Raw genomic sequence first — 19228 nt, forward strand, 5'->3', positions numbered from 1 at the left:
AACAGTGTTTTACACAAAAAACTACTTTTTTTTAATCAAAATTTTGTCCATTGATGATAACAAATCAGACTGAAAGATTGAATTTTGCCTCGACAAAAAATATTCCTCAGTATCCGGATTTCCTGGATATTCAGGTAAAATCTTTTAAGGATTTTTTCCAACTGGAAACTAAATCTGACGAAAGAGGCAACGAAGGGCTTTACAATACCTTCATGGAGAACTTTCCAATCACAGATACAAGAAATCAATTTGTATTGGAATTCCTAGATTACTTTGTTGATCCACCACGTTATACCATTCAAGAATGTATAGAAAGAGGACTTACTTATAGCGTTCCTTTAAAAGCCAGGCTAAAGCTATATTGTACAGATCCAGAGCACGAAGATTTTGAAACTATTGTACAGGATGTATATCTTGGAACAATTCCTTATATGACGCCAAGTGGTACATTTGTTATCAATGGTGCTGAACGTGTTGTTGTTTCCCAATTACACAGATCACCAGGTGTTTTCTTTGGACAATCGTTTCACGCAAATGGAACCAAATTATATTCTGCCAGAGTAATTCCTTTCAAAGGTTCCTGGATAGAATTTGCTACCGATATCAACAGCGTAATGTATGCTTATATCGATAGAAAGAAAAAATTACCAGTTACAACTCTGTTCAGAGCGATTGGTTTCGAAAGAGATAAAGACATTCTTGAAATTTTTGACCTTGCAGAAGAAATCAAGGTATCAAAAACAGGACTTAAAAAATACATCGGCCGAAGATTGGCTGCACGTGTTTTGAATACGTGGCATGAAGATTTCGTTGATGAGGATACAGGAGAAGTTGTATCTATTGAGCGTAACGAAATCATCCTTGATCGTGATACGGTTATCGATAAAGATAATGTTGAAGAAATCATTGATGCCAACGTAAAAACTATCTTATTGCATAAGGAAGATGCAAATCAGGGAGATTATGCTATCATCCACAATACTTTGCAAAAAGACCCGACAAACTCTGAAAAAGAAGCTGTTGAGCACATCTACCGTCAGTTGCGTAATGCAGAACCGCCTGATGAAGAAACAGCTCGTGGCATTATTGATAAATTGTTCTTCTCAGACCAACGTTACAACTTAGGTGAAGTAGGTCGTTACAGAATGAACAAAAAATTAGATCTTGATATCCCAATGGACAAACAGGTTTTGACCAAAGAAGATATCATTACTATTGTGAAGTACTTAATCGAGTTGATCAACTCTAAAGCAGAGATTGATGATATCGATCACTTGTCAAACCGTCGTGTTAGAACTGTAGGAGAGCAGCTTTCAGCTCAATTCGGTGTTGGTTTGGCTCGTATGGCAAGAACCATTCGTGAGAGAATGAACGTTAGAGATAACGAGGTGTTTACACCAATTGACTTGATTAATGCTAAAACATTATCATCAGTTATTAACTCTTTCTTTGGAACAAACCAGTTATCTCAGTTCATGGACCAAACAAACCCATTGGCAGAGATTACACACAAAAGAAGATTGTCTGCCCTTGGACCTGGTGGTCTTTCGAGAGAAAGAGCAGGTTTCGAGGTTCGTGACGTTCACTATACGCACTACGGACGTTTATGTCCGATTGAAACACCGGAAGGACCAAACATCGGTTTGATTTCTTCTCTTGGGGTTTACGCAAAAGTAAACGGAATGGGATTCATCGAAACACCTTACCGTAAGGTAACGGATGGAAAAGTAGATTTGGTTTCTGAACCGGTTTATTTGAGCGCTGAGGAAGAAGAAGGTAAGATGATTGCTCAGGCCAACATCGAAATGAATGATGATGGACAAATTACTGCCGATAAGGTAATTGCCCGTGAAGAAGGTGATTTCCCGGTTGTTGAGCCAAATGTTGTTCACTATACAGACGTTGCGCCTAATCAGATTGCTTCGATTTCTGCATCTTTGATTCCTTTCCTGGAGCATGATGATGCGAACCGTGCGTTGATGGGATCAAACATGATGCGTCAGGCGGTTCCTCTATTAAGACCGGAAGCTCCAATCGTGGGTACAGGTCTTGAAAGACAGGTAGCGTCTGATTCCAGAGTTTTGATTAATGCAGAAGGTGACGGAACAGTAGAATATGTTGATGCTAATATCATCACTATTAAATATGACAGAACTGATGAAGAAAGAATGGTAAGTTTTGACCCGGATGAAAAAACTTATAATTTGATCAAATTCAGAAAAACCAACCAGAGTACTTCAATCAACCTGAAGCCTATCGTAAGAAAAGGGGACAGAGTTGTTAAAGGGCAGGTGCTTTCAGAAGGTTATGCAACTCAAAATGGTGAGCTTGCTTTAGGTAGAAACCTTAAAGTAGCGTTCATGCCTTGGAAAGGGTACAACTTCGAGGATGCAATCGTAATCTCTGAAAAAGTAGTTCGTGATGACATTTTCACCTCTATCCATATCGATGATTATTCATTGGAGGTTAGAGATACTAAACTGGGTAACGAAGAATTAACGAACGATATTCCAAACGTTTCAGAAGAAGCTACCAAAGATTTAGATGAAAATGGTATGATCAGAATTGGAGCCGAAGTAAAACCTGGCGACATCCTGATTGGAAAAATCACTCCAAAAGGAGAATCAGACCCAACACCGGAAGAAAAACTTTTAAGAGCAATCTTTGGTGATAAGGCTGGTGATGTAAAAGACGCTTCATTGAAAGCTTCTCCTTCATTACATGGTGTGGTTCTTGATAAAAAATTATTCGCGAGAGCGGTAAAAGATAAACGTAAGAGAGGTAAAGACAAAGATGATTTGGCCGCTCTTGAAATGGAATTTGAAACCAAATTTGTTGAATTAAAAGACAAGCTTGTTGATAAACTTTTCAATATCGTAAACGGAAAAACTTCGCAAGGAGTTATGAATGATTTGGGTGAAGAAGTATTGCCAAAAGGTAAGAAATACACTCAAAAAATGTTAAATGCTGTTGAAGATTTTGCACACTTAAGCAAAGGACAGTGGGTTGCTGATGACGAAACCAATAAAATGGTTAACGACTTGATCCACAACTATAAGATTAAGCTAAACGATCTTCAGGGAGCATTGCGTAGAGAGAAATTCACGATTACTGTTGGAGATGAGTTACCAGCCGGAATCTTGAAATTGGCAAAAGTGTACATTGCTAAAAAACGTAAGCTGAAAGTAGGGGATAAGATGGCGGGACGTCACGGTAACAAAGGTATTGTTGCCAGAATCGTTCGTCACGAAGATATGCCTTTCCTGGAAGACGGAACACCAGTTGATATCGTATTGAACCCACTTGGGGTACCTTCACGTATGAACATCGGTCAGATTTATGAAACAGTACTAGGGTGGGCCGGACAAAAATTGGGTAGAAAATTCGCTACGCCAATCTTCGACGGTGCTTCTTTGGATGAAATCAATAAATTGACTGACGAAGCCGGAATCCCAAGATTCGGACATACTTACCTTTATGATGGAGGAACAGGTGAGCGTTTCCACCAGCCAGCAACTGTCGGAGTTATCTATATGCTGAAACTTGGACACATGGTTGATGACAAGATGCACGCACGTTCTATCGGACCATACTCGTTGATCACTCAGCAGCCTCTTGGAGGTAAAGCTCAATTCGGGGGTCAGCGTTTTGGAGAGATGGAGGTTTGGGCTCTTGAAGCTTACGGTGCATCAAGCACGCTTAGAGAAATTTTGACTGTTAAATCGGATGACGTTATTGGTAGAGCTAAAACTTACGAAGCTATCGTTAAGGGTGAAACTATGCCAGAACCAGGATTACCAGAATCGTTCAACGTATTGATGCACGAATTGAAAGGTCTTGGATTAGACATCAGATTAGAGGAATAGTTTTTAGTTCCGGAGTTTAGGATATCCGTCCTAAACTCCGGGCTTTAAGCAAATAAAAGGTTTTCAATATCACAATATCAATAGTAAAGACTATGATGAACAGAAATAAAGATAAAAACCAAATTAAAAGGTTTGACAAAATTTCGATAGGATTAGCTTCTCCAGAATCTATCTTGGCTGAGTCAAGAGGTGAGGTTTTGAAGCCGGAAACTATCAACTATAGAACCCACAAACCAGAGCGTGACGGTCTTTTCTGCGAACGAATTTTCGGTCCTGTAAAAGATTTCGAATGTGCTTGTGGTAAATATAAAAGAATCCGCTACAAAGGTATCGTTTGTGACCGTTGTGGTGTGGAAGTTACTGAAAAGAAAGTACGTAGAGATAGAGTAGGTCACATCAATTTGGTGGTGCCAATTGCTCACATCTGGTATTTCCGTTCACTTCCAAACAAAATTGGTTATATCCTTGGACTTCCGTCTAAAAAACTGGATATGATCATTTACTACGAAAGATATGTAGTAATCCAGCCAGGTATCGCTAAAGGTCCTGATGGAGATTCATTACATAGATTGGACTTCCTGACAGAAGAAGAGTATCTGAATATTTTGGATACGCTTCCAATGGAAAACCAATATTTAGATGACAACGATCCAAACAAATTCATCGCTAAAATGGGTGCTGAATGTATCATGGACTTGTTGGCAAGAATTGATTTGGATGAATTGTCATACGAATTAAGACACTCTGCAAACAACGAAACCTCTAAGCAACGTAAGACTGAAGCTTTAAAGAGACTTCAGGTTGTTGAATCATTCCGTGAGTCTAACGAAAACCGTGAGAACCGTCCGGAATGGATGATCATGAAAGTAGTTCCGGTTATCCCGCCTGAATTGCGTCCGTTGGTGCCGCTTGATGGTGGTCGTTTTGCAACGTCAGATTTGAACGATTTGTATAGAAGAGTAATCATCCGTAACAACCGTTTGAAGCGTTTGATGGAAATTAAAGCTCCGGAAGTAATCCTTCGTAACGAAAAACGTATGTTGCAGGAATCTGTTGACTCGTTATTCGATAACACAAGAAAAGCTTCTGCTGTAAAAACAGAATCTAACAGACCATTAAAATCACTTTCTGATTCCTTGAAAGGTAAGCAGGGACGTTTCCGTCAAAACCTTTTGGGTAAACGTGTGGATTATTCTGCCCGTTCGGTAATTGTCGTTGGACCTGAATTGAAATTATTTGAATGCGGTCTTCCAAAAGATATGGCTGCTGAACTTTACAAGCCTTTCGTAATCCGTAAGCTGATTGAAAGAGGAATTGTAAAAACAGTAAAATCTGCTAAGAAGATTATTGATAAAAAAGAACCGGTAGTATGGGATATCCTTGAAAATGTAATCAAAGGACACCCTGTATTACTGAACCGTGCTCCTACATTGCACAGATTGGGTATCCAGGCGTTCCAGCCAAAACTAATCGAAGGAAAAGCAATTCAGCTTCACCCATTGGTTTGTACGGCTTTTAACGCGGATTTCGATGGTGACCAGATGGCAGTTCACTTGCCACTTGGGCCAGAGGCTATCCTGGAAGCTCAATTGTTGATGTTGGCTTCTCACAATATCTTGAACCCTGCTAACGGTGCTCCAATTACGGTACCTTCTCAGGACATGGTTTTGGGTCTGTACTACATGACCAAAGAGCGTTTGTCTACTCCGGATCACAAAATTTTGGGTGAAGGATTGACATTCTATTCTGCGGAAGAAGTAAACATTGCCTTGAATGAAGGAAGATTGGAATTAAACGCCCGAGTGAAAATCAGAGCTAAAGATTTCAATGAAAATGGAGAATTGGTTTATAAAATCATCCAGACTACTGCAGGACGTGTACTTTTCAACGAAGTAGTTCCTGAAGCAGCCGGATATATCAACCAGGTATTGACCAAAAAATCGTTAAGAGATATTATTGGTGGAATTTTAAGCGTAACAGATGTACCTACAACTGCTGCCTTCCTTGATAATATGAAAGATATGGGTTACAGATTCGCCTTCCGCGGAGGTCTGTCATTCAGCTTGGGAGATATCAAAATTCCAGATCAAAAACAATCATTAATTGATGATGCCAACGAACAGGTAGAAGGTATCTCAATGAACTATAACATGGGTCTTATCACCAATAACGAACGTTACAACCAGGTTATTGACGTGTGGACTTCAACCAATGCTTTGCTTACAGAATTAGCAATGAAAAACATTAGAGAAGATCAGCAAGGATTCAACTCTGTGTATATGATGCTTGACTCTGGGGCGAGGGGTTCTAAAGAGCAGATTCGTCAGCTGACCGGTATGCGTGGATTGATGGCTAAGCCTAAAAAATCGACTGCCGGTGGTGGTGAAATTATCGAGAACCCGATTTTGTCTAACTTTAAGGAAGGTCTTTCCATCCTTGAGTACTTTATCTCTACTCACGGTGCTCGTAAAGGTCTTGCGGATACCGCTTTGAAAACGGCGGATGCGGGTTACTTGACAAGAAGATTGCACGACGTTTCTCAGGACGTTATCGTAAACACAGAAGATTGCGGTACATTGAGAGGTGTTGAAGTAGGAGCATTGAAAAAGAACGAAGAGATTGTTGAGACTCTTGGAGAAAGAATCTTAGGACGTGTAGCTTTACAAGATGTAATCAACCCGCTTACCAGCGAGGTTTTGGTTGCAGCTGGTGAACAAATTACTGAAGCTGTTGTTAAATTGATTGACGAATCGCCAATTGAAAAAGTGGAAGTTCGTTCGCCATTAACATGTGAAGCAGATAAAGGAATTTGTGCTAAATGTTACGGAAGAAACTTGGCAACCGGAAAAATGACCCAAAAGGGTGAGGCTGTTGGTGTAATTGCAGCGCAGTCTATTGGTGAGCCAGGTACACAGTTAACACTTCGTACCTTCCACGTTGGAGGGGTTGCTGGAGGTCTTTCTGAAGAATCAAGCATCACTACAAAATTCAGCGGTCGTCTTGAAATCGAAGATCTTAAAACTGTTAAAGGAGAAGATCTTGAAGGAAATACTACTGATATTGTAATTTCTCGTTCAACAGAATTAAAATTGATTGATGTTAAGACAGGTATTGTTCTTAATACACATAACATTCCTTACGGTTCAAGCATTTTTGTTAAAGATGGTGACGTTGTTGAAAAAGGAACGACTATCTGTAAATGGGATCCGTATAACGGGGTTATCATCTCTGAATTCACAGGTAAAGTAGCCTATGAAGATTTAGAGCAAGGACAGTCATACCAGGTTGAAATCGATGAGCAGACAGGTTTCCAGGAGAAAGTAATTTCTGAAGGAAGAAACAAGAAATTGATTCCTACTTTGTTAATCTACGGTAAAGACGGTGAATTGATCCGTTCTTACAACTTACCGGTTGGAGCCCACTTGATGGTTGAAAACGGTGAGAAGATTAAAGCAGGTAAAGTTTTGGTAAAAATACCACGTCGTTCTTCTAAAGCTGGAGATATTACCGGAGGTCTTCCAAGAATTACGGAGTTGTTAGAAGCTCGTAATCCTTCGAACCCGGCTGTTGTTTCTGAAATTGACGGTGTTGTATCGTTTGGTAAGATCAAGAGAGGTAACCGTGAAATCGTAATTGAGTCTAAATTTGGCGAAATCAAGAAATATCTTGTAAAACTTTCCAGCCAGATTCTTGTACAGGAAAACGACTTCGTAAAAGCAGGTATGCCATTGTCTGACGGAGCAATTACTCCTGACGATATCTTGAGAATCCAGGGACCATCAGCAGTACAGCAATATCTTGTAAATGAAATTCAGGAAGTTTACCGTCTGCAAGGGGTAAAAATCAACGACAAACACTTTGAAGTTGTAATCCGCCAGATGATGCGTAAAGTTCAGGTTCAGGATCCGGGAGATACATTGTTCCTTGAAGATCAGCTAATCCATACTAAAGACTTTATCTATGAAAACGATAAGCTTTACGGTATGAAAGTAGTTGAAGATGCAGGTGATTCTGAAAACCTTAAACCAGGACAGATTGTTTCTCCTCGTCAATTACGTGACGAAAATTCACTATTGAAGCGTACGGATAAAAATCAGGTTGTAGCAAGAGATGTTATCACGGCTACTGCTACTCCGGTGTTACAAGGTATTACCAGAGCTTCGTTGCAGACTAAATCATTCATCTCTGCGGCATCGTTCCAGGAAACAACTAAAGTATTGAACGAAGCTGCTGTTGCTGGAAAAGTAGACATGCTTGAGGGACTTAAAGAAAATGTTATCGTTGGACACAGAATTCCTGCTGGTACAGGTATGAGAGATTACGATAATGTAATTGTAGGTTCTAAAGAAGAATACAATGAGCTAATGGCTGCAAAAGAAGAATATAATTATTAAGATATGAGCGATTCAAAACAACCACAAGGTCAGATCAATATTGAATTGGATGAAAAAACTGCCGAAGGAATTTATTCCAATCTGGCTATTATTAACCATTCAGCTTCAGAATTTGTATTGGATTTCGTAAGCATCATGCCGGGAATTCCAAAGGCAAAAGTGAAATCTAGAATCGTTTTGACACCGCAGCATGCCAAAAGATTATTAAAGGCTATAGGAGAGAATATCCACCGTTATGAAAGCGCCCACGGCGAAATAAAAGACACGGAACAACCTCCAATTCCTCTGAATTTTGGTCCTGCCGGACAAGCATAAACAAAAAGCCTCCTAAATTTCAGGAGGCTTTTTTATTTTGCATTGTTTGCTCAGCGTAATGCTACTTCAACGTTTTTTATTGAACTTCATCGGGTTTATTTTTTTTTGGACAGCAGTTTCTCTAAGTTTATCTGTGAATTAAAATTTCATTACAAATACTGCCAATACTACCACGCTAGCTAATTTTCCCTAAGATTAGAGTAATGTATTAAATTTATTTGAGATGAAGATTTTGTATAAAGAATCGAATGCCGTTGGTCGTAATGATGATACAATGCTGTCAAGCAATTCCATTGTCAGATTTTTTGTGTTTATGGTTTTACTTTTATTGAGTTGTGCAGGTCTTTTTGGTTAGTGACATCAAGAATAAAGATTTAAATAAGTAATGCTCTTCTTCCTTTTTTTTTCAAATTGTGATGGAGGGTTTTTTTATGTCTCGGATAAAAAGATTAGAGTTTTTGTAAGAAAAAATTGTATAAATAATTTTTTTAAATAATAAAACCGGCAAAACTTCTCTAAAAGTTATGCATTTGTTGCAATAGTGTTAATGGTGAATTTCGTTGCTAAAAGTGTTTAAAAAAAAGATTTTTTATTGCTTATATATGGTAGTTTCAATGCTGTTCATAAATTTTTTCTTTAAATATTAATTTTGTGTTAAATATTATATTAATTTTCCGCGTTGTTTGAATCGCATTTTTTTATGCAAATTATGGAGATATTTTAAGGGATTTGTCAATTTCTTTGAAGCTCTTTTGTTCTGTCCTGTAATGTGGGATTCAATTAACAGATGTTCTTACCTTATTTTTAATCAATTTACTTAAACTATGATGAATTATTACACTCTTTCGAGTTTTAGAAAAACCTCTAAACTCAGAAAAGGGATTGGGAATTTGGCTGACCCCCGGCCTGATTCTATTTCTCGCGGAGCTAGGCCTTCTTGGGTTAGCTTGTTTTTGATAGTCATGTTGATGGCTATGAATCATTCAGTTTGGGCCCAGAACTCGGCAAATTACACGTTTGCCACTTCCACTACAGGTTCACTGGCACTTGATATGAATGGCGGAGCCATTGATATGAGTACAGGAACAACACAGCTGGTAGGTGCTGGTCTTGACGCAACCGCTTCAGCTGTTACGAATATTGGATTCGACTTCCACTTTATGGGAAACAGGTTTACCCAATTTTCGGTTCAGGAAGATGGAATCTTGCAATTGGGATCAACAGCTGCGCCAACCAATACCTACACAATAAATGGAGGTTCGGCTACTTCTCCAAGACTTTCAGCTTTTAATGCTGATTTAAGAACAGGTCAGACTACAGGAAAAGTTCATTATAAAGTATCAGGTACAGCACCTAACCGAGTTTTGGTTGTTGAGTTCGTTAATATGCAGCTTTTCTATACAAGTTCGGCAATGTCAGGAAATTCGACATTTCAGATACGACTTTATGAAAAAGGTAATGTAGAATATGTTTATGGAAGTATGTCGGCTGTAGATGTTGGTGCCGGAAACAAATCCCCTTCTATTGGTTTTTATACTGGGTCTGCTACAGGTGCTTTTGCTTCAGTTTTATATGCTGGAAATACTGTTTCTGTAACGAATCCATATGCTGCCAATCCTGCAGTAGCTGCTTTAGGAGCTATTGCCAATCTGGATTCAGCTGCTGATGGGAGCAGAAGAGTTTATCAGTTTATTCCTCCGGGAAATCCTGGTAATGCACTAGCTACTGTTATTCCACCGCCCACATTTTTATCTTTTTCAAATGTTGGAGCAGGCAATATGACATTGAATTGGGCTGAATCTTCTCCTAATATTGATGTAGTAAAATATATAATTTTAAGATCTTCTGATGGTGGAGCTACTTATACACTGGCTGGTACTGTAAACGTAGGAACTACTACTTACAATGCAACTGGATTAACTCCAAGTACTACCTATTCATGGCGTATTTATGCCATTAGTGAAGGAGGGAAAAGTACAAACTTAGATGCTGTTCAGGCAACAAATCCTCCGGGCACTTTTACATCTATTGCAACAGGAAACTGGAATTCAGCGGCAACCTGGGATGCAGGAAGCGTTCCGAATTCTTTTGACAATGCGGTAGTTTCTGCAGGAACAACGGTAACGGTTGATGCAACCGGTTTGTCTATAAACAATCTTTCCGTTGAAGGAACTTTAGCTTATGGAACTACACCAACCAATTTTACGGTAGGCAATAATCTAACAGTAGCATCAGGTGGAATTGTAAACGTTTTTAACGGAACTACAGGAAAAACATTGACTGTTGCCGGAAATATAACAAACAATGGTGTGATTGATGTGTCCGTCGGTGCAACTACAGCTGGTAACTTAACATTAAGTGGAACGGCTGTTCAAACAGTGAATGGTTCTGGAACATTTAATACAGGTGTTATCAGAAACCTGACGTTCAGCAATACTGCAACGGCCACGCCAAACATTAACTGGCTTATCAATAATGTAAAGGTGGCTTATAACCTAAACCTTACAGGAGCCAGAATTAATTTGGGTACTAACAAAATGACTTTTGGGAATGGTGCTGCAGGTAATACTTTGACTGCACCTGTGGGTACAGGATTCTTGTCAGGAGCTAAGTTTTCAAGATGGTGGACGGCTACTGCAACAGGAACAGGTATTTCTGCAGGATCAGATCCTACAGGAACGGCGAGTAGATATCCGTTTATCAATGCTGCTGGTGACAGTAGAGCAATGTACATTACTAGAACTAACGCAACAGGTGCTGCAGCCGGTGAATTGGCAGTTATATATAATGATGCTTCTGGTATTACTTCAGGTTTGACCGTTGCAGACGGAGCTTATACCGTAAGCGAAAGATATAATGGAAACTGGGTAGTTTCAAATGAAGGGACACCTATTAGTTCAAGCTCATATACTGTAGTTTTATTCGCGCAAAATGCATTTCCTGCATTGGTGAATGGAAATGCAAGAGTTATGTTTGCTAATGCGGCTATTGGAGGTGCTCACCAAAATGGGACGACAACTCCGGGAGCACAAAGAATTACAGTATCTCAGACAGACTTGCTTTCGGCTCCTTTATATGTGGGTGTTGCATCTTCTGATATTCCATTTATTTCTGTTGCTAACGGAAACTGGACTACACCAGCTACATGGAATAAGAATGCAGTGCCAGGTACTACTGATGTTGTAACAATAGCAAATAACACAACTGTAGCTTTAGACGGAACAAATACTATTACAGGTTTGACCGTAGCAACAGGAGGTACTTTGAATGCGGCAACCGGAAGTCTTAATTTTACAAGCCTTACAAATAGCGGTACCGTAAATGTTTCAGGTGGTGCTTTGGCAGCTTCTGGTACTGTTACAAATAATAACATAATGAGTGTTACTGGCGGTAGCTTAAGTGTTACAGGAGCAAGCACTACAGGTATCACAAATGGAGCTAGTGCTACGCTTACTGTTGGAGGAGGTACAATTAACCTTTCTGCTGCAGGAGCAAATAACCGTACTTTTGCAAATAATGGGGTTATGACTGTTACATCGGGAACTGTAAATGTTTTCGGTAACATGGTTCACAATGGAGGTTCTACTTTCAATCAAAGTGGTGGAAATATCAATATTGACGGTAATGATGGAGGAAATGCTGCTAACTCTGTGGCTTCTGGAACAAATATCTTGAACATTACTGCAAATGCTGTGGCTAATCTAAGTCTTACAGGTGGTACGATTACTATTGTTGACCCTCCTCAAAGTTCAAGTACTTCAACCTATTCGTTGAGAATTTCTCAAGCTGGAGCATATAATTCAGCTGGAGTTAACCATACTTTCAAATTTGGAGATGGTATATCTAATGATAATAGTGCTACAGGAAGTAATGGATTTTATATATACCTCTTCCCGGGAAGCTCCCTTTATGGTTTAGGAAATGTTACTGTAGATGTAGGTACTATTGGGACGAATAGATTTGTAAAAACAAACAGTACGATTCCAATTAAAGGTAACCTGAATATTATTTCCGGTGAATACCAAATGGGAACTACACACCATTTAGCAGGAAACCTTATTAATAACGGAACACTAACAGCAGGAAGTACATTAAATATTAATGACTTTAATGGTTCGGCTGTTCCATCTACAAATCCTCAGACTATTTCCGGAGCAGGTGTATTCAGAAACTCAGGAACTACTTCTACTGCTAATTTGACATCTTTAACGGTTAACAATACTAACGCAACAGGATTAACTTTGGATGTTCCTTTATCAATTAGTGGGACATTAACGCTTACAAGCGGAAAAGTTAATACGACTAATGTTAACCTATTGACATTAGGAACTGCTACTGCTGGTGGAACATTAACAGGAGGAAGCGCAACAGCTTATGTAAACGGTCCGTTGGCAAGAACTATAATAAGTGGTAACCCAAATACTACTTACCTGCATTTCCCAGTTGGAAAAGCTGCTTATGCACCAATTTGGTTAGCTCCTGCTACTACTGCGGTTTCTAACTTTAAAGCAGAAGCTTTTGATTCTAATACAGGTACAGCAGACGTAAGCTTACTTAATTTGTCTGCAACAAGAAGATGGGAAATTCCTTTAATGTCAGGTACAATTACTGATATGAATGTAAGATTGGGAGATGCTTCAATTGTGAGCACAAGTATCCCTGTTCAGGCGTTAACTCCCGCAGGTGTTTACACAAATGCTTTTGGTAGCGTTGCTACTTATGCAGCTGGAACGGCTGGAGCTCCTAATACTACTCAGTCCAATCTGCCTATTTCTGCCGCTAATTTCACAGGCTATGTTTCTTTTGCAGATTCTAATGCTTGTAGTGGTACTCCAAATCCAGGAAATACTGTAGCTTCTGCTACTACAATTTGCGCTGGTGCTTCTGTAGCATTAAGCCTGCAAAATGCAATTTCTGGTTCAGGTGTTACGTATCAATGGAAAAGTTCTACAGACGGAACTGTTTATAATGATATTGCCGGGGCAAACACACCTACATTGACTGTAGTGCCAACGGTAGCTACATATTATGAGTGCGTAGTGACATGTTCTGCGGGACCAGCTACAGGAACTTCAACTCCTGTGCATATTGTTTTCACACATCAGGTTGCGACAAATACGCCGGCTACACGTTGTGGTACGGGAACTGTTCAGTTGGCAGCTACACCAAGTGCAGGTGCTACTATCAATTGGTATGCAGCAGCAGCTGGAGGTGCTCCGGTAGCTACAGGAAATACCTTTACAACTCCATCTATTTCTGCAACAACAACCTACTATGTTGCTGCTGAAGTGTCTACTCCACCTGCTGCTAATACATTAGGAGCCGGAGCAACAAATTCAACTACTGCAGGACAATCTTTCTTCCCTGGAAGCTGGGGAGGAACCAAGACTCAGTATATTATCAGAGCTTCTGAATTGATTGCCGCTGGATTTTCAGGAACGTCTAACTTTACTAGTTTAGGGTTTGAACCTACAACTTCAGGTCAGGCTTACCAAGGATTTACTGTACAATTGGCAAATACAACAGCAACGACAGCTCCTACAACTACTTTTATTAACTCAGGATTGGTCCAAGTATACGCTGGAACCGGAACCAATGGTGGATTTACACCAGTAGCTAACACAGTGAATACATTAGCTTTTGGAACAGGTGCAGGTTCATCTTCAGTATTCAACTGGGATGGTAGTTCTAACATTCTTGTTACTATTTCATGGAGTAGTGTTCCAAGCAATACATCTTCTTCAAGTAGTTCTTTAAAGGTAGATGATGTAGGATTCGTAGCATCGGCTTACAGACAGAGAGATAGTGTTACTCCTGCAGCGATGTTAGCTGAAACGGATGTAAGCAGTACAACTAATTTCAGACCTAAATTTATAATCAACGGGCAGTCCATCTGTTCTTCGCCAAGAGTTGCTGTTGTTGCTACGGTAACAACTGCTCCGGCTCTTACATTGAGTGGAAACCCGGCCGCGGTTTGTGGAGGTGTTGCTACTACAGCTGTAACAATTACTGCTGGTGCTTCAGATTATGATACGTATGTATGGTCGCCTTCTACAGGTGTTTCCGGAAATGCTGGTTCAGGATGGACATTCACTTCTTCGGCAACTACTGCATACACGCTTACTGCAACCAACACTACAAGTGGATGTTCTAATACCGCAACAGTGAATGTTACTGTAAATACAACTCCTCCTGCAATTACTGTGACGCCTGATGCGCCTGCAGTTTGCGCCGGAAGTGTACAGCAATTGACAGTATCAGGTGTGCCTACCTCACCAACTGTTGTTTCCGGAACGGGAGCTGCTACTTCAGGTACTAACGCTACTAATGCAACATTAGGTCCAAATCCATTCCAGGCATATTATGGTGGTACAAAACAACAGTGGATTTATACTGCAGCTGAATTGACGGCTTTAGGCTTTATTCCTAATACGCAGATTAGTGCTATAAAATTAGATTTAGCTACAGCCAATACTACATATGCACTTAACAATCTTGTTGTAAAAATGAAAAACTCTGCTACAGCAAGTTTTGCTACAGCTACTTCATGGGAGGCGGGTATGACAACGGTTAAGGCTGCTGCTAACTATACTCCGGTTGTAGGCTTGAATAATTTTGTGTTAGACGCTCCTTTTACCTGGAATGGTACTGATAACTTAATTATTGAAATGAACTATAGCAATAATAACGGTGGTAATAGTACTACTTATAACACGGCTAAACATAGCCCTACAACTTTTGTAAGTACTATTTTCTATAGAGCAGATAATGTGACTGGTACAGCAATAGATGCATTTGTTGGAACTTCAAGTTTTACTTATAGCTCTAGAAATGATGTTACGTTTGAAATAATTGCTCCTGCAATTACCTGGACATCAACTGGAACAGGTGACTTGTTTACTGACGCAGCAGGTACAATTGCATACGTAGCCGGTAGTGCAGCAGGAAGAATATATGTGAAACCTGTTGGTAACACAACATATACAGCTACTGCTACTATTGGAACCTGTTCTTCAGCAGACAGTACTTTGGTAACTGTTACACCAACTGTAACTCCTAACTTTGCTGAAATTGGAACAATTTGTCAGTCATCTACGGCTCCAATACTTGCTACGACTTCTCCAAACGGAATTACCGGAACATGGTCTCCTGCAACGGTTAATATGAGTGCAAACGGAAGTTATGTGTTCACGCCAACCGCTGGACAATGTGCTACAACCCAAACGTTGAATGTGGTTATTACTCCACAGACTGTTCCTAACTTTGCACCAATTGCAGATATTTGTCAGGGCTCAACAGCTCCAACATTGGCAACAACTTCTCCAAATGGAGTTACAGGAACATGGAGTCCTGCAACAATCAGTAACACAGCTAGCGGAAGCTATGTGTTTACTCCGGCTGCAGGACAATGTGCTACAACTCAAACGTTGAATGTAACTGTAACGGTTACTCCGGCTCCAACAGCTACCTCTCCACAAGATTTCCCTGCTGGTGCAACATTGGCAAGTTTGACTGTGAATGGTACTGGAATTATCTGGTATGACTCAAGTGCAGCTGGAAACGTATTGCCATCTACAACTCCAATAGTTTCTGGAACAACTTACTATGCATCACAAACTGTTGGTGGTTGCGAAAGTGTTCAAAGAGTAGCTATACAGGCGGGTACGGCACTGGGAGTAATTGGTTTCGATAATGCAAACTTTAAGTACTATCCAAACCCTGTAAACAATATCTTAACTGTATCTTACAGCGAAGCCATAACTGGTCTTAAACTTTACAACATGGTAGGTCAGCAGCTGATTACTAAATCAGTAAATGCAAATGAGACACAAATCGATATGTCTAATTTGCCAGCAGGATCTTACTTGTTAGAAGTGTCTGCAGGCAACAAATCTAAAATGGTTAAACTGTTGAAAAATCAATAATCAATTTTTATTGATAAAATGAAAAGCCTCCTTCGGGAGGCTTTTTTTGTTGTAAAAAAGTTATTAAAATGAAAATTTTTAAATTTCTATAAAGATTTTTTTTGTTAAAAAATTTCTTTGTAATCGTTTAAAGCACAATAAGTTTCGATGAATAACATAAAATGTTAATTCTTAACAAAAAGATAATACGTTTGTTTAATATTTTATTAACGAATCCTTAACTTTGTGAAAAACAAATTTATAATGAAAAAAACTTTACTATTTACAACCTTACGGACACTGATGATTTTGGTGTTTGGATTATTTTTTAATGGAGTATGGGGGCAAACAGAATATGTGTGGGATTGTAGTTCTGCATCTACCCCTACATCTGGAACAAACTCAAATATTACTGTTGGCACTTGGGCTCAGAGGAATAATAATGGGACAACTACCTTTATTACTACCACGGCTGCTTCATCGGGTTATGCAGGAAGTTCTGGTACTAGTAATTTCGGGCTTGCAGCTAGAACTGGAGCACTAAATACAGCGTCTAATGGTAGTGCCTATGTTGAAATTTCTTTTACACCTGCATCGGGATATTCGCTTTCCATAACGGGTGTGTCTTTTGGTTCTAGATCATCAGGTACAGGGCCAGCTTTGGCTTCTATCAGAACCAGTCTTGATAATTATGGTTCAACAGTGGCTTCAAATACTTTATCTACAGGAAGTACATGGCAATTAATTTCACCATCAATGACTGCTATTTCGGGTGGGCAAAATGTAGCCATAACACTTAGAATATATGGTTCTAATGGTTCAGGCGGTGCATCGGCAGGTACCGCAAATTGGAGGTTAGATGATATTAAAGTTACGATCGAGGCAAAACAAATTACAACTTGGGATGGAACTGCTTGGTCAAACGGAACACCAACTTCTTCTTTAGACGCTATTATAGCAGGAGATTACTCTACAGGTGCAGCTGCGCCACAAGGGGCATTTACAGCTAAATCGCTTGCGGTAAATTCAGGGATATTTACAGTGGCATCAGGAACTTCGGTAACTGTTGAAAATGCAATTGTAAACAATGCAGCTTCAAGTAATTTTATTGTAGAGAACAATGCGAATCTGATTCAGACAAATGCTGTAGCCAATACAGGATCAATCAAAGTAAAAAGAAATAGTAACCCATTATACCGTTTTGACTACACTTTATGGTCTTCACCTGTAATCGGGCAAAACCTAAAAGGTTTTTCTTCGGCAACGCTTTCCAACAGATTTTATACATACAACACAGCTACGGGTACAAATGGTGATTACGAAGCTGTTTTCCCAACGCAAAGTGAAGGGTCCTATAATTTTGAATCAGGAAAAGGTTACTTAATCAGAACTCCGGACTCACATCCGGCCTATGTTGCAGGCAATCCTGGAACTGCAATCAATGCAGAATTTACAGGTGTTCCATACAACCAAAGTGTAAACGTGGCACTTTCAAATGCAAATACAGGTTTCAACCTTGTTGGAAATCCTTATCCATCTGCAATTTCAATTGCTCAATTGTTTTCTTCTAACTCCGATGCAATTGATGGAACAATCTGGTTCTGGAGAAAAAGAAACGGAGCTTCAGGTAGCGGTTACGCTACTTCAACAGGAATGGGAGTAACAAGTGCCCAGCCGGAAGCAGCAGCTCTTAACCCAAATGGTGTAATCAATGCCGGACAAGGATTTTTCGTAAAAGTAAAATCAGGAGCGACTCAAAATACATTGAATTTTAGCAATGCGCTTCGTTCAGCAACTACCGGAGGTGCATTTTTTAGAAATGCAAATACAACCGAAGTAGAAAGACACAGAATATGGTTGAATCTTTCTAACGGAACTGAGGTTGTAGGTCAGACTTTATTAGGTTATATGACAGGTGCTACTTCAGGTGTTGATTATGGTATTGAAGGTAGCTATTTTAATGATAGTGCCATTGCATTCACTTCTTATATCGAAAACAAGGAATTTGCAATTCAGGGAAGAAGTCTTCCTTTTACATCTGATGATGTGGTTCCAATGAGCTTTAAAACAGATGTTGCAGGAAACTACACTATTGCAATTGATCATGTTGATGGACTTTTTGCGGGCAGCCAGGAAGTTTTCTTAAAAGATAATGCGACAGGACAACTTCATAATCTTAAATCAGGTGCTTATTCATTTGCGTCTGAAACAGGAGTATTTAACAATCGTTTTGAGATAGTTTACAGAGCAGCACTTGGTGTGAAGGTACCTACAATTTCTTCTAATAATATTGTAGCATACAAACAAAACGGTTCTTTGGTTATCAATTCCGGAAACTATGTTATGGAAAACATTGAGCTTTACGATATGAGCGGCCGTCTTATTTATACCAAAAATAATATCGACGCTTCATCAACAGTAATAGCAAATCTTCCTATTGCAAACCAGGTTTTGGTAGTTAAAATTACTACGGCTGAAAATGGAACTGCCAACAAAAAAATTGTTTACTAATATTACCCCGTCAGATATGAAAAACTCAATTACAACAAAAATATCAAGCCTGTTGCTTTTGTTATTCCTAAGCACGGCATCTTTCGCTCAAAATCCAACTGAAGCACCAGATGATGAAGATGTAACGCCAGCACCAATCAATGATTATATCGTGCCAATGCTTTTGGCAGGAGTGGTTTTAGGCTACACTTTTATTAAAGGAAAAGCGAAAAAGGCTTAATTGTTAGAAGCTCAAAAA

Annotated in this window: 6 protein-coding genes; all 6 read left to right on the forward strand. The window is 39.5% G+C overall.

The genetic code is table 11. The annotated features are described in order from the left end of the window. The first annotated feature begins 53 nt into the window (after positions 1-53). On the forward strand, positions 54-3866 hold the full coding sequence (rpoB, locus tag BGO88_RS09490; protein ID WP_056069315.1) for a DNA-directed RNA polymerase subunit beta: 3813 nt from the start codon (positions 54-56) through the stop codon (positions 3864-3866). A gap of 92 nt (positions 3867-3958) precedes the next feature. After that, positions 3959-8260 (forward strand): DNA-directed RNA polymerase subunit beta', encoded by a 4302-nt coding sequence (rpoC, locus tag BGO88_RS09495; RefSeq protein ID WP_056069319.1) that lies wholly within the window; start codon positions 3959-3961, stop codon positions 8258-8260. 3 nt (positions 8261-8263) lie between these two features. Beyond that, complete coding sequence (locus BGO88_RS09500; RefSeq protein WP_056069326.1) at positions 8264-8575, forward strand: DUF3467 domain-containing protein; 312 nt, start codon at positions 8264-8266, stop codon at positions 8573-8575. A gap of 974 nt (positions 8576-9549) precedes the next feature. Then, the gene (locus BGO88_RS09505; RefSeq protein WP_286706709.1) at positions 9550-16500 is read left to right on the forward strand and encodes a T9SS type A sorting domain-containing protein; all 6951 of its coding nucleotides are present in this window, start codon (positions 9550-9552) and stop codon (positions 16498-16500) included. 243 nt (positions 16501-16743) lie between these two features. Further along, on the forward strand, positions 16744-18990 hold the full coding sequence (locus BGO88_RS09510; RefSeq protein ID WP_286706710.1) for a RemA C-terminal-like gliding motility protein: 2247 nt from the start codon (positions 16744-16746) through the stop codon (positions 18988-18990). Positions 18991-19006: 16 nt separating this feature from the next. After that, positions 19007-19210: an Fjoh_0651 family PID-CTERM protein gene (locus BGO88_RS09515; RefSeq protein ID WP_143394998.1), complete on the forward strand. Its 204-nt coding sequence runs from the start codon at positions 19007-19009 to the stop codon at positions 19208-19210. The last annotated feature ends 18 nt before the right edge of the window (positions 19211-19228 follow it).

Origin of the sequence: Flavobacterium sp. 38-13 (genome assembly GCF_001899155.1) — a bacterium.
GTDB lineage: Bacteria > Bacteroidota > Bacteroidia > Flavobacteriales > Flavobacteriaceae > Flavobacterium > Flavobacterium lindanitolerans.

Coding starts and splice junctions, on each gene's coding strand:
- rpoC (WP_056069319.1), top strand. CDS start 3,959: ATGATGAACAGAAATAAAGATAAAAACCAAATTAAAAGGTTTGACAAA.
- BGO88_RS09505 (WP_286706709.1), top strand. CDS start 9,550: ATGAATCATTCAGTTTGGGCCCAGAACTCGGCAAATTACACGTTTGCC.
- BGO88_RS09515 (WP_143394998.1), top strand. CDS start 19,007: ATGAAAAACTCAATTACAACAAAAATATCAAGCCTGTTGCTTTTGTTA.
- BGO88_RS09510 (WP_286706710.1), top strand. CDS start 16,744: ATGAAAAAAACTTTACTATTTACAACCTTACGGACACTGATGATTTTG.
- BGO88_RS09500 (WP_056069326.1), top strand. CDS start 8,264: ATGAGCGATTCAAAACAACCACAAGGTCAGATCAATATTGAATTGGAT.
- rpoB (WP_056069315.1), top strand. CDS start 54: ATGATAACAAATCAGACTGAAAGATTGAATTTTGCCTCGACAAAAAAT.